This window comes from Bradyrhizobium sp. SSBR45G, assembly GCF_030159255.1.
Taxonomy (GTDB): domain Bacteria; phylum Pseudomonadota; class Alphaproteobacteria; order Rhizobiales; family Xanthobacteraceae; genus Bradyrhizobium.
In genome coordinates, this window is record NZ_BSCT01000054.1 from 12459 (window position 1) to 24836 (window position 12378).

13 protein-coding genes are annotated in these 12378 nt (G+C 66.0%); 10 read left to right on the plus strand and 3 right to left on the minus strand.

Annotated features, from left to right (window positions below):
• The first annotated feature begins 19 nt into the window (after positions 1-19).
• On the plus strand, positions 20-2080 hold the full coding sequence (uvrC, locus tag QQL87_RS34995) for an excinuclease ABC subunit UvrC (RefSeq protein WP_284423648.1): 2061 nt from the start codon (positions 20-22) through the stop codon (positions 2078-2080).
• A gap of 12 nt (positions 2081-2092) precedes the next feature.
• On the opposite strand, the gene QQL87_RS35000 is transcribed toward uvrC, so the two are convergent.
• Positions 2093-2581, minus strand: coding sequence for a MarR family winged helix-turn-helix transcriptional regulator (locus QQL87_RS35000; RefSeq protein ID WP_284423649.1), 489 nt, complete (start codon positions 2579-2581; stop codon positions 2093-2095).
• A gap of 51 nt (positions 2582-2632) precedes the next feature.
• Here QQL87_RS35000 and QQL87_RS35005 point away from each other — a divergent pair, with 51 nt between their 5' ends.
• From QQL87_RS35005 to aptA, 7 genes are all read left to right on the plus strand, one after another.
• Positions 2633-3586, plus strand: coding sequence for a quinone oxidoreductase family protein (locus QQL87_RS35005; RefSeq protein WP_284423650.1), 954 nt, complete (start codon positions 2633-2635; stop codon positions 3584-3586).
• A 103-nt stretch (positions 3587-3689) separates the two neighbouring features.
• A complete protein-coding gene (locus QQL87_RS35010) occupies positions 3690-4025 on the plus strand; it encodes a GIY-YIG nuclease family protein (protein ID WP_284423651.1) in 336 nt (111 codons plus the stop codon).
• Positions 4026-4281: 256 nt separating this feature from the next.
• Complete coding sequence (gene pgsA / locus QQL87_RS35015; protein ID WP_284423652.1) at positions 4282-4899, plus strand: CDP-diacylglycerol--glycerol-3-phosphate 3-phosphatidyltransferase; 618 nt, start codon at positions 4282-4284, stop codon at positions 4897-4899.
• On the plus strand, positions 4896-5147 hold the full coding sequence (gene moaD / locus QQL87_RS35020; RefSeq protein ID WP_284423653.1) for a molybdopterin converting factor subunit 1: 252 nt from the start codon (positions 4896-4898) through the stop codon (positions 5145-5147). Before pgsA ends, moaD begins: the two co-directional genes overlap by 4 nt.
• Positions 5148-5170: 23 nt before the next feature.
• Positions 5171-5635: a molybdenum cofactor biosynthesis protein MoaE gene (locus QQL87_RS35025; RefSeq protein WP_284423654.1), complete on the plus strand. Its 465-nt coding sequence runs from the start codon at positions 5171-5173 to the stop codon at positions 5633-5635.
• Positions 5632-6600, plus strand: a complete 969-nt coding sequence (gene prmB, locus QQL87_RS35030; RefSeq protein ID WP_284423655.1) for a 50S ribosomal protein L3 N(5)-glutamine methyltransferase — start codon at positions 5632-5634, stop codon at positions 6598-6600. Before QQL87_RS35025 ends, prmB begins: the two co-directional genes overlap by 4 nt.
• A 299-nt stretch (positions 6601-6899) precedes the next feature.
• On the plus strand, positions 6900-8243 hold the full coding sequence (gene aptA, locus QQL87_RS35035; RefSeq protein ID WP_284423656.1) for an omega-aminotransferase AptA: 1344 nt from the start codon (positions 6900-6902) through the stop codon (positions 8241-8243).
• Positions 8244-8316: 73 nt separating this feature from the next.
• Here aptA and QQL87_RS35040 read toward each other — a convergent pair whose 3' ends face one another.
• The gene (locus QQL87_RS35040) at positions 8317-8610 is read right to left on the minus strand and encodes a hypothetical protein (protein WP_284423657.1); all 294 of its coding nucleotides are present in this window, start codon (positions 8608-8610) and stop codon (positions 8317-8319) included.
• 384 nt (positions 8611-8994) lie between these two features.
• Complete coding sequence (locus QQL87_RS35045) at positions 8995-9573, minus strand: imm11 family protein (RefSeq protein ID WP_284423658.1); 579 nt, start codon at positions 9571-9573, stop codon at positions 8995-8997.
• Positions 9574-9893: 320 nt separating this feature from the next.
• Between QQL87_RS35045 and QQL87_RS35050 the strand changes: the two genes are divergently transcribed.
• Both QQL87_RS35050 and QQL87_RS35055 read left to right on the plus strand, forming a co-directional pair.
• A complete protein-coding gene (locus tag QQL87_RS35050; protein WP_284423659.1) occupies positions 9894-10442 on the plus strand; it encodes a phage holin family protein in 549 nt (182 codons plus the stop codon).
• A 323-nt stretch (positions 10443-10765) separates the two neighbouring features.
• Positions 10766-12367, plus strand: a complete 1602-nt coding sequence (locus QQL87_RS35055; protein WP_284423660.1) for an EAL domain-containing protein — start codon at positions 10766-10768, stop codon at positions 12365-12367.
• The last annotated feature ends 11 nt before the right edge of the window (positions 12368-12378 follow it).

The window sequence follows — 12378 nt, forward strand, 5'->3', positions numbered from 1 at the left end:
CAGCGCTTAATTTGCAGCCATGACCACCCACAGCTCCGATCCATCCAAGGCGCCGGCGCCCGCATCCCGGCATGGCGCCGCGGCCGACCTGCCGCCCGAGACCATCGAGACGCCCGATCTCGATCCCGCCGCCTCGGATGAGGACGATGAGGCGCGCCTGCCGGAGCTGCCCGAGGACAACCAGGAGGCGGTCGGCGAGGGTCCACTGGCGGTCGGCCATGCCGCCATCGAGAACGCGGTGCGGCTGGCGCCGACCTCGCCCGGCGTCTACCGCATGCTGAATGCGGCGCATGACGTGCTCTATGTCGGCAAGGCCAAGAACGTCAAAAAGCGCCTGTCGTCCTATGCCCGCGCCAACGCGCCGCTGCCGGCGCGCATCCTGCGGATGATCGCGGCCACCGTGACTGTCGAGATCGTCTCGACGACCACGGAGACCGAGGCACTGCTGCTGGAAGCGAACCTGATCAAGCAGCTCAAGCCGCGCTTCAACGTGCAGCTGCGCGACGACAAATCTTTCCCCTACATCCTGATCAGCGGCGACCATTGGGCCCCGCAGATCCTCAAGCATCGCGGCGCGCAGTCGCGGCCCGGCCGCTATTTCGGCCCGTTCGCCTCGGCCGGCGCGGTCAACCGCACCATCACGGCGCTGCAGCGCGCCTTCCTGATCCGCTCCTGCACCGATTCGTTCTTCGAGAGCCGCACGCGCCCCTGCCTGCTGCATCAGATCCGCCGTTGCGCGGGGCCGTGCACCCAGGAGATCGACTTCCCCGGCTATACCGAGCTGGTGCGCGAGGCGACCGACTTCCTGTCCGGCCGCAGCCAGGCGGTGAAGGCGCTGCTGGCGGCCGAGATGGAGAAGGCGTCCACCGAGCTCGAATTCGAGACCGCGGCGGTCTATCGCGACCGCCTCGCGGCGCTGTCGGCGATCTCGTCGCAGCAGGGCATCAACCCGCGCACGGTCGAGGAGGCCGACGTGTTCGCGATCCACCAGGAGGGCGGCTATTCCTGCGTCGAAGTGTTCTTCTTCCGCACCGGCCAGAACTGGGGCAACCGCGCTTATTTCCCGCGCGCGGAGAAGAGCTATTTGCCGGAGGAGGTGCTGTCCGCCTTCATCACCCAGTTCTACGACGACAAGCCGCCGCCGAAGCTGATCCTGCTGTCGCACGAGATCGAGGAGGCCGAGCTGCTCGCCGAGGCGCTGTGCGTCAAGGCCGGGCACAAGGTCGAGGTGTCCACGCCGAAGCGCGGCGAGAAGAAGGACCTGGTGACGCATGCCCTGACCAACGCCCGCGAGGCGTTGGGGCGCAAGCTCGCGGACACCGCGACGCAGAGCCGGCTGCTCGAGGCGATGACCGCGACGCTCGGCCTGCCCCAGGTCCCGAAGCGCATCGAGGTCTATGACAACAGCCACATCCAGGGCACCAACGCGGTCGGCGCGATGATCGTCGCCGGCCCCGACGGCTTCATGAAAAACCAGTACCGCAAGTTCAACATCAAGTCGGAGGGGCTGACGCCCGGCGACGACTACGCGATGATGAAGGAGGTGCTGCAGCGCCGCTTCAAGCGGCTGGTCGCGCCGTCGGAAAAGGACGTCGCCCGCGCGGCGAAGGAGGACGACGTACCGCAATGGCCTGATCTCGTCATCATCGACGGCGGCCGCGGCCAGCTCAATGCCGTCCGCGAGATCTTCACCGAGCTCGGCGTCGACAAGGTGGCGCTGATGTCGGTCGCCAAGGGCCCGGATCGCGACGCCGGCCGCGAGACGCTGTTCATCCCGGAGCGCGAGGCGATCAAGCTTGAGCCGCGCGATCCCGTGCTGTATTTCATCCAGCGGCTGCGCGACGAGGCGCATCGGTTCGTCATCGGCTCGCACCGCAAGCTGCGCAAGAAGGACATCCGCGAGGCCGGCCTGCAGGAGATCCCCGGCATCGGCCCGTCCCGCAAGCGCGCTTTGCTGCATCACTTCGGCACCCTGAAGGAGATCGAGCGCGCCTCGATCGCCGATCTGGGCAAGGTGCCTGGCCTCTCCGCGGAAAGCGCGCGGAAAATCTTCGAGTACTTCCACAGCAACGCGGGCTAAGCGGACGCGGCCTCACGCCCCGGCCGGCGGCTCCTGCTTCACCGCATCGGCGAACTTCCGCATCAGCCGCACCAGCTCATCCACATCGCGGATCTCCCAGCTTTCGAAGATGGCGCGGCCGATCCGCTCGCGCGCGGCGTCGACGAGGTCGGTCATGGCCTTGCCCTTCGGCGTGATCACGGCCTCGCGCACCCGCCGGTCCGCGGCGCCGGCCTGGCGTGCCACCAGCCCGAGGCTCTCGAGCTTGGCGACCTGGCGGCTGACGGTCGTGTAGTCACGACCGACCCGGTCCGCCATCTCGACCACACCGATCGGGCCGAATCGCTCGATTCCGACCAGCAGCGGAAACAGCGCGCGGTCGAGCGCAATGCCGGCTTCCCTGATCAGCACCTCGTCGCGCTGCGGCCGGTTCATCACAGCGACAATGTCGAGCAGCGCCCCGTGCAGCACGCGCAGCTGCTCACTTATATGTGTATTTTGCACATTATTCCTTGCCGACATCGATGCCCTCCGGATATATGTGCATTATACACATATATCCGGAGCTCCACCATGAAAGCCGCTATTGTCCAGAACGCCGGGCAGCCGCCGGTCTACGCCGATTTCACCGACCCGATCGCTGCTCCCGGCGAGCACCTGATCACCGTGACCGCCGCAGCGATCAGCCAGATCACCAGGGCCCGCGCCTCCGGCACGCATTACAGCTCGACCGGCGCGTTTCCCTTCGTGCCTGGGATCGATGGCGTCGGCCGCTGCGAGGACGGCCGCCGGGTCTACTTCGTGCTTCCCAGGGCCCCCCATGGCGGCATGGCCGAACAGACGGTGGTGCCGAAGGCGCGATGCCTCGCTCTTCCCGATGATCTCGATGACGTCACCGCTGCGGCCATCGCCAACCCCGGCCTGTCGTCCTGGGCGGCGCTGCGCGAGCGCGCGCACCTCGGCGCCGGCGACACCGTGCTGATCAATGGCGCCACCGGAACGTCCGGTCGGCTCGCGGTCCAGATCGCCAAGCATCTCGGTGCGGGCAAGGTGATCGCGACCGGGCGCAACGCCGCGATACTGCAATCCCTGACCGCGCTCGGCGCCGACGCCGTCATTCCCCTGGTCGGCGACGGCGACGCGCTGGAGGAACGCTTCAAGCCCCATTTCGCCGGGGGTGTCGACGTCGTGCTCGACTATCTCTGGGGCGCCAGCGCCGAGCGGCTGCTGGTGGCAGCGGCCAAGGCGGGCGCGGAGGCGAGCCCGATCCGATTCGTCCAGATCGGCTCCGTCAGCGGCAGCGACATCACCCTGCCGAGCGCGGTGCTGCGCGCATCAGCCATCGAATTGATGGGCAGCGGCATCGGCAGCATTCCACTCGAACGCCTCATCGCGCTCACCGGTGAGTTGTTGCAGGCGGCCATACCTGCCCGGCTCGAGATCGCGGTCAACCCGATCCCGCTGAGCGCGATCGAACGCAATTGGGCCAGGGATGATGCCACCCGCCGCATCGTGCTCACCATGTGAAAGCCGAGACAGCAACGAAGCGACGAGTTGGCGGGCTGTCTGCAAAAGCAATTTACCCGGGCAAAAATATGGGTTAATTACCCGGGTTAAATTGGAGCCCACCATGACCCCCGACCAGCGCAAGGCGGCCGTCGCCGCCTACAAGGAACGCAAGTCCCCCGCCGGCATCTTCGCCGTGACCTGCGCCGCCACCGGCGCGCGCTGGATCGGCTGCGCGCCGGACCTCGACAAGATCCAGAATCGCCTGTGGTTCACCCTGCGCCAGGGCGGCCACCGCCGCGGCGGGCTGCAGGCGGCCTGGACGACCCACGGCGCGGACGCGTTCAGCTTCCAAATCATCGAGACCTTCGACGAGGAGACCCTGGCCTATGTGCGCGACCGCGTGTTCGCGGAGCGGCAGGCGCATTGGTGCGCCGTTCATCGGGCGGAGGCGATCTGACGCAGGGACCGCCGTCGCACCGTTGTCGCCGCATCGCAATAGGATCGATCGGCCGCCCGATGCCGCGAACCGATCTGGAGACTGGCGCGACGGCGTCGCGTTGCTTAATGAAGCGTGATCGCTCTCTTTGTCATCGGGCAGGAGAGTTCCTATCTCCGCAAGACTTCGTTGCGATTTGCGTCATATCTGCGTCATCCTGCCCGAGCGGACCGGCTCAAAGGTTGACGTTCGAACGACGGCAGTATTGGTACACCGGATGAATATTGCGACCACACGCGTGCCCAGCAAGACATCGACGTCCCTGCCGAACATCCTGACCTATACGCGCATCGCCGCGATACCGGTCGTGGTCGGCTGTATCTACGCGCAGTCCATCATGGACTATCCGTTGTGGCTGCGCTGGGTCGCGGTGGCCGTGTTCATCGCCGCCGGCGTCACCGATTACCTGGACGGCTATTACGCCCGCATCTGGAACCAGCAGTCGGCGTTCGGCCGCATGCTCGACCCGATCGCCGACAAGCTGCTGGTCGCGTCCTGCCTGCTGATGCTCGCCGCCGACAACAGCATCCATGGCTGGACGCTGTGGGCCGCGATCGTGATCCTGTGCCGCGAGATCCTGGTCTCCGGCCTGCGCGAATATCTCGCCGCGCTGCGCGTCAGCGTGCCGGTGAGCAAGGTCGCCAAATGGAAGACCACGATGCAGCTGATCGCGATCGGGTTCCTGCTCGCCGGTGAAGCCGGCGACCTCGTGGCGCCCGTGGTCACCATGACCGGCATCGTCCTGCTGTGGGCCTCGGCGATCTTCACGATCTATACCGGCTACGATTATTTCCGCCTCGGCATTCACCACCTGATCGCGGAAGACGAGCGATGAAGGTGAAGTATTTCGCCTGGGTGCGCGAGCGCATCGGCAAGGCCGAGGAGACGGTCGAGCCGCCCGAGAGCGTGCGCACCGTGGGTGAGCTGGTCGCCTGGCTGACCGAGCGCGGCGAAGGCTACGCCTATGCGTTCGAGAAGCCGAAGGTGATCCGCGCCGCCATCGACCAGACCCATGTGCAGCCGGACACGGCCATTGCGGGCGCCCGCGAGATCGCCTTCTTCCCGCCGATGACCGGCGGCTGAAGCGCTAGCGCAGAAGATCAGTCATGACCGCGATTGTCACCGTCCGGGTGCAGCAGCAGGATTTCGACACCGCGGCCGAGATCGCCGCCCTCAGCCATGGCCGCACCGACATCGGCGCCGTCGTCAGCTTCTCCGGCCTGTGCCGCGGCAACGACCACGCCACGCCGATCGCGGCGCTGACGCTCGAGCATTATCCCGGCATGGCCGAGGCCGAGATCATGCGCCACGCCGAGCAGGCGATGGCACGCTGGCCGCTGCAGGGCCTCACCGTGATCCACCGCTTCGGCCGCATCACGCCCGGCGAGAACATCGTCCTCGTGGTCACCGCATCGAGTCACCGCCAGGCGGCGTTCGAGGCGGCCGAGTTCCTGATGGATTATCTCAAGACCAACGCGCCGTTCTGGAAGCGCGAGGAAACCACTGACGGCGGCAGCTGGGTCGAGGCCAAGAGCCACGACGACGACGCCGCAGCGCGCTGGACGAAATGATGGCGAAGACGGTCAAGACGGCAGCACCGCGCAAGGCGCCGGCGCCGAAGCTGCCCAAGGTCAATCCGGGCGAGCTGGTGAGCCTGCTCGACCATTTGCGCTATGCCGTGAGCCGCTTCCAGGATGCGGACCTCGTGTTCGCGCACGGCACCACCGATCCGGTGTCGGAAGCCGCCTTCCTGATCGGCGAGGCGCTGCATCTTCGCCCCGATCAGTTCGAGACGTTCATCACCGCGCGCGTCACCGCCGCCGAGAGCAGGACGATCATCGACCTGGTCACGGCGCGCATCACCACGCGCAAGCCGGCGGCCTATCTGGTCAACAAGGTCTATATGCGCGGCCTGCCGTTCTATGTCGACGAGCGCGTCATCGTGCCGCGCTCGTTCATCGGCGAGCTGCTGGAGACGCATTTCGGCGGCGCCGAGGCTGACGGCACCTCGCTGATCGACGACCCGCTCGCCGTCGACAGCGCGCTCGATTTGTGCACCGGCTCCGGCTGCCTCGCCATCCTCGCCAGCCGCCACTTTCCGAACGCCATGATCGATGCGGTCGACATCTCCAAGGACGCGCTCGCCGTGGCCGCGAAGAACGTCGCCGACTACGACCTCGGCGAGCGCATCTCGCTGCACCGCGGCGACCTGTTCGCGCCGCTCAGCCAGCGCCGCTATGACCTGATCATCACCAACCCGCCCTATGTCGATGCCGAGGGCATGGCCGGCCTGCCCCGGGAATGCCGCGCCGAGCCGGCGCTCGCCTTCGACGGCGGCGCCGACGGGCTCGACATCATCCACCGCATCCTCGGCGCGGCCCGCGACCACCTGACGGCGGAGGGCGGGCTGTTGTGCGAGGTCGGCCGCGACCGTCCGCAGATCGAGGCCGCCTACCCGGACCTGCCGCTGCTGTGGCTCGATACCGAGGAGTCAGAGGGCGAGGTGTTCTGGATCACCGCGCGCGACCTCGTCTGAGCAGCGCAGCGCGCGCTGGCGCGAAATGACGCAGTAACTTCCAATAAACGGCACTTTCTGCTGTTGCTGTGCGGAAACCGCTCATCAGAGCAGCGGGAACGCTGGACCTTTGACATTTCCGTCTGCCCGCGAAACTGATAGCTTGCGGTTGGCCCGGATCAGCGGCTGACGACGTCGGCGTACGCATTCAGGCCCATCAAGCACGATCCGTTCTTGAGTCTCGGCAACCGGTTTGCCTGCTTTTTCGGATCATGCCGCCGCCGTCGCCCATTCTACCTTGAACGTCCGAAGAGGTCCCCATGCTGGACAAGAGCCCCCGCCCCGCCGTCACCGTCCCGAACGATCTTGCCGCGCATTGGATGCCGTTCACTGCGAACCGCGCGTTCAAGAAGAACCCGCGCCTGCTCGCCGGCGCCAAGGACATGCACTACATCACCGTCGATGGCCGCAAGATCATCGACGCCGCCGCCGGCATGTGGTGCTGCAATGCCGGCCACGGCCGCACCGAGATCGCCGAGGCGATCGGCAAGCAGGCCGCCGCGCTCGACTACGCGCCGCCGTTCCAGTTCGGCATTCCGCAGGCGTTCGAGCTGGCGAACCGCATCGCCGACCTCGCGCCCGCCGGCCTCGACCACGTGTTCTTCTGCAACTCCGGCTCGGAGGCCGCCGACACGGCGCTGAAGATGGCGCTCGCCTATCACCAGATCAACGGCCAGGGCAGCCGCACCCGCCTGATCGGCCGCGTCCGCGGCTATCACGGCGTCGGCTTCGGCGGCACCTCGGTCGGCGGCATCGTCAACAACCGCAAGCTGTTCGGCACCCTGCTGACCGGCGTCGACCACATCCCGGCGACCTATGACCGCGAGAAGCAGGCCTTCACCAAGGGCGAGCCGGAATATGGCGCGCACTTCGCCGAGGAGCTCGAGAATCTCGTCGCCCTGCACGGCGCCAACACCATCGCCGCCGTCATCGTCGAGCCGATGGCCGGCTCCACCGGCGTGATCCCGGCGCCGAAGGGCTATCTCAAGCGCCTGCGCGAGATCACCCAGAAGCACGGCATCCTGCTGATCTTCGACGAGGTCATCACCGGCTTCGGCCGCCTCGGCCATGCCTTCGCCGCCGAGCGCTACGGCGTGACGCCGGACCTGCTGACCTTCGCCAAGGGCGTCACCAACGGTGCCGCGCCGATGGGCGGCGTGCTGGTGCGCGACACCATCCACGACGCCTTCATGAGCGGTCCGGAGCACATGGTCGAGTTCACCCATGGCTACACCTACTCGGCGCATCCGATCGCCTGCGCCGCCGGCCTCGCCACGCTCGACATCTATCGCGACCACAAGCTGTTCGAGCACGCCAAGGCGATCGAGCCGAAATTCGCCGACGCCGTGATGTCGCTGAAGGGCCTGCCCAACGTGCTCGACATCCGCACCGTGGGCCTCACCGCCGGCATCGACCTCGCAGCCCTGCCGGACGCGGTCGGCAAGCGCGGCTACTCCGCGATGGAGCAGGCCTTCCACAACAACGACCTGATGCTGCGCATCGCCGGCGACACCCTGGCGCTGACCCCGCCGCTGATCATCAACGAGGACCAGATCGGCGAGATCATCGAGAAGGTCGGCAAGGTCATCAAGGCGGTGGCGTAAGCTGCGCGGACATCGAGCCTCGATCAAATGGCGGCCCTTGAGGCCGCCATTTTTTTTCCACCGCATAGAAGTCTTATCGTGCCGGAGCGAACATCAAAGCAAAGCCCCGGTTGGCGCAGCCATCAAGGTGAAGTGAAATCGCGTATCCAGATCGTCCGGCACGAAAATGAAGCGTGTCCGGATACGAGTCCGATGGGTCGCCGATCTCATCCGCGTTGTTGAATCTGAACGAGGACCAGCATTCGAGAACCAGCTTGCAGAACGCGTCCCTCAAAATCAAAATCGTGGCGTCGCTGGTCTTCGCAGGCACCTCGAACAGGCCCACCTCGAACGTATGTCCATGTTCGGCAGCGTAGCTGCTCGACATAAGTCCTCACTTGCGTCGTGTCCAAGGACCAGAGATTCGCGCCACCCTCGCCAAATTGCCGGGCGGCAGCCATGTCCGTGACAATCTCTGGGGTTGCATGCACATCAACATTGCCAGAGGGCGCCCTGACCCTGAACAGGTACTCGAATCCTCCACATCCCTGCTCGTGTTGACCTTCAAGAATGTGATCGACGCGGCGCCATCATCGGTCTGACGATTTTTGATGCGCGGAAAAGCGAGACGCATTTTGACTTCCTCTTCACGGTCGGCCGCTCCACTCACATTCCCCGCGCAACAATGCTTCGGCTGCCCCTATCGCCGGCGCTTCGCCAACGCGAGACCGAGCCCAGCAGGTGCAGCCCCCCTTGACGATCTGAACCATCCTCAAACCTCTTCGAACAGCGGAGCATCATAAAAAGAGCGGACGTCCGCGTCCTGAAGTCTCCTGAACAATGCCTCGGAGACGAGCGGACCATCCGTCGGCATGTGCGGATCGACCCACATATGCACGTCGCCGATGCGGGCTTTGTCGAATACGAATGTTTGGGACGGTTCGGGGTGCCATTGTCCCCCGCGGCGTGTCGGAACCCACTTGGCATTTGTCTTCTCGCGGTTGACCGCATCGAGCAGCACCGTCGTAAAGAAGAAGAAGAACTGGCCGGCCTCGGAGCCGTCGTGCCAGACGCATTTCACAGGAAAATACTGAACGTCCTTTTGAAGGTCCTCGACCAGGTCAATGAAGCGGCGGCTGACCAGGAGCATGTGGTACTGGTTGTCGAAGTCGAGCAGCTTCCGCTTGCGTCCTTTCAGACGGAGTCTGGACGGCATGTTGCGGCTCGAGACCCGAGCGCCGCCGCCAAAACACTCCCGGGGAGGATAGAGCTCCAGCGCATGTGGCACTGGCTCTTCGAACGCAACCTTGTCCACGTCCCCGTCGAGCGCGTCGGCGCCGTAATCGTACATCCCTGGAGCTTTCGGCAGTAGAAACCGAGCCATCGTCGAGCGACCTTCTCATTCCGTTTGCGTCATGACCGGACGAAGCAGAGTTACCTTCAGGTTCACGCTGCGTCCCGGGGAAAGGCCTCCGGCCTGCCGTCGCCAAGTGCTTGACCCCGCCGGCCTCGGCCCCCGTGACGGCTCGTTTTTGGTGCGATCGCGATATCGTCTATCCTAAAGAGATCGCCCCATAGCTGACAGCTGAGCGGCGGGAACCTTCGCAAATCCTCCACGTTCATGTCGCGAGCCGGCGGTTCGCGCGGCGAATAGACGTTTGGAGAACGCGCATGCTGGCACCGCCAGGGGAGCTGTTGCGATTGGGGCTCGAGCAGAGGCTCAACCGCGTCAGGCGCGCCACCCAGTCCTACATGCGCGACCGTGCGCGCCAAGCGACTGGCACGGTGACGTCCTACGCGGTCGCCGCCGGGCTGTTCGCCACGGCGGGGATCTTCCTGATCGCGGCCTGCATCGTCGGCCTGACCGCGCTGTTCCGCTGGGTGGAAATGACCTACGGCCTGTTCACGGCATTCGCCGTGGTCGGCGGCCTCCTGGTCGCAATGGCGCTGATCTGCGGGATCGTCGCGGCCGCCAAGCTGCGCCGTCCGGCGCCGCATTATCCTTCGCTGTCGAGCCGCCTGCGCGTGGCGATCGCCTCGCCCGTGGCGCGCGAACCTGACAGCGACGAGATCGATCCGGGTACGATCCCCCTGGCGCCGTCAGCTTCCTCGAACCGCATGCGCACACCGGGACGCGGCGTCAATGTGCCGATTGGCGTCGCTGTCGCGGCGCTGCTGATCGGCGTCGCGGCGTTGCGCCGTCGCCGTCGCGACGCGTGACACGCGAGCGTGTGATGACGGCATGACGGCATCGGGCCTGTCGTCGCCGCAAGATCAGACAATTTATTTGAGCTGATCAGTTTTCGCCGCGACACCTGTCGCTGGCCCATTGTGTCGGAACGTTTCGCACCGGGGCTTGAGCGCATCTCCGTTGTTCTACGGGCGGGCGGCACTACGATTAAACTCCACTTCGACACGAAAACTTGCGTAAATGACACGTAGCGCGGAAATCCACCGCGCTGTCCGGTATTTGAATCCTGCCGACTATCCTCGCGAATCAGCAGAGGTGCTAAGGTTGTGTTCGGTTGGGAGCGTCGCGCAGCATGATTCGTATCTCCACGATTTTCATCGCCATCTGCATGGTTCTGGTCGCGGCGTCGCTCGGCCTGATCCTGTACTCGGTGGCCGGCATCAGTGGATCCGAATCCGCGATCGTCTCGCTGGCCGCGCTGACCTTTCTGATCCTCTACAACGCCGTGTCGATGCGGCTGCGCGACCGCTCCGACGTCGGCAGCCAGATCGCTGATCTCTCGCGCGGCACCGCGGATCTCGCGCGCCAGGTCGCCGAGTTCGGCCGTCGCCTGTCCGCCGTCGAAGGACGCATGGTGTCGTCGAACTCGGTCAGCGCCGACCGCCTGCAGGGTGTGATCGGCGAGATCAACGAGCTCGGCGGCTTGATGAAGCAGCTCGCGGTCACCGTGTCCCAGCATGAGGATCTGATCGCCGCCATCCCTCCGGCCGCGGCGGCAGCTGTCGACAGCGCCCCGGCGCCGGCCCGCGACGTCAGCCCTCCGGTCGCCGCGCCCGTGGCGTCCCCCGTCTACCCGGATGCGAGGGCCGCCTCGCCAGAGACCCACGACATCAAGCCGAGAGAAGCAACCGCCACGTTCAGCGCCGCACCGGCTCCGGCCGCGGTGTCGAGAGCGCCGGTCGCTCCGCCCGTGACCGCCGCGCCGGCAATGCCCCCGATCGCAACGTCCCCTCCGCCGGCGCACGCCATCCCGTCGGTGCCGCGCAGTCAGCCGCAGATCCTCGCCGCGGTCAAAGGCGCGATCGAGGACAACCGTCTCGACATCTACCTGCAGCCGCTGGTGACGCTGCCGCAGCGCAAGGTCCGGTTCTACGAGGCGGTGACGCGGCTTCGCGACGAGCGCGACCAGATCGTGGCGGCTGAGGACTTCATCGGCATCGCGGAGGCGGCGGGCCTGGTCGGCCGCATCGACCACATGGTGCTGCTTCGCTGTGTTCAGGTGCTGCGCCGCCTGATGGTGCGCAACAAGGATGTCGGGATCTTCTGCAACCTCTCGTCGGCGACCCTGAGCAGCCCCGCGAGCTTCGCCCAATGCCTCGACTTCCTCGAAGCCAACCGGGCGCTGGCGCCCTCCTTCGTGCTGGAGTTCAAGCAGTCGACCCTCCGCAGCCTGGGACCGACCGAGACCGAGCATCTCGCCGCCCTGGCGCAGCGCGGCTACCGCTTCTCGATCGACCATGTCACCGACCTCCGGTTTGAGCCGCGCGAGCTCGCCGATCGCGGCGTCCGCTTCATCAAGGTGCCGGCGGCACTGCTGCTCGATCCCAAGCAGAGCTCGTTGTCCGACATCCATCCGACCGATCTATCCGACCTGCTGGGCCGTTTCGGCATCGACCTGATCGCCGAGCGGATCGAGGGCGAGAGCAGCGTCGTCGACCTGCTCGACTATGACGTGCGGTTCGGCCAGGGCTTCCTGTTCGCGCCGCCCCGGCCATTGCGACCGGAGGGCGCATCTGCTACCGGCGAGCCCGCTGCCGGCCCTGCAGGTGGGCAGGACATCAAGATTCAGGACCCCAATGCCGCCGGCCCCACCACCCTCGACGTGTCGAACACCAACGCCGCGACGCGCAGCGGCAATGCCGCGCTGGCCCGCCGGATCGCCGGGACCATCTGATCTGCGGCGCC

Bases quoted from the DNA above. Each gene is read 5' to 3' on its own strand.
- moaD (WP_284423653.1), top strand. From the start codon at position 4,896: ATGAAGGTGAAGTATTTCGCCTGGGTGCGCGAGCGCATCGGCAAGGCC.
- QQL87_RS35040 (WP_284423657.1), bottom strand. From the start codon at position 8,610: ATGTCGAGCAGCTACGCTGCCGAACATGGACATACGTTCGAGGTGGGC.
- uvrC (WP_284423648.1), top strand. From the start codon at position 20: ATGACCACCCACAGCTCCGATCCATCCAAGGCGCCGGCGCCCGCATCC.
- QQL87_RS35045 (WP_284423658.1), bottom strand. From the start codon at position 9,573: ATGTACGATTACGGCGCCGACGCGCTCGACGGGGACGTGGACAAGGTT.
- aptA (WP_284423656.1), top strand. From the start codon at position 6,900: ATGCTGGACAAGAGCCCCCGCCCCGCCGTCACCGTCCCGAACGATCTT.
- QQL87_RS35050 (WP_284423659.1), top strand. From the start codon at position 9,894: ATGCTGGCACCGCCAGGGGAGCTGTTGCGATTGGGGCTCGAGCAGAGG.
- QQL87_RS35010 (WP_284423651.1), top strand. From the start codon at position 3,690: ATGACCCCCGACCAGCGCAAGGCGGCCGTCGCCGCCTACAAGGAACGC.
- QQL87_RS35025 (WP_284423654.1), top strand. From the start codon at position 5,171: ATGACCGCGATTGTCACCGTCCGGGTGCAGCAGCAGGATTTCGACACC.
- pgsA (WP_284423652.1), top strand. From the start codon at position 4,282: ATGAATATTGCGACCACACGCGTGCCCAGCAAGACATCGACGTCCCTG.
- QQL87_RS35005 (WP_284423650.1), top strand. From the start codon at position 2,633: ATGAAAGCCGCTATTGTCCAGAACGCCGGGCAGCCGCCGGTCTACGCC.
- QQL87_RS35000 (WP_284423649.1), bottom strand. From the start codon at position 2,581: ATGTCGGCAAGGAATAATGTGCAAAATACACATATAAGTGAGCAGCTG.
- QQL87_RS35055 (WP_284423660.1), top strand. From the start codon at position 10,766: ATGATTCGTATCTCCACGATTTTCATCGCCATCTGCATGGTTCTGGTC.
- prmB (WP_284423655.1), top strand. From the start codon at position 5,632: ATGATGGCGAAGACGGTCAAGACGGCAGCACCGCGCAAGGCGCCGGCG.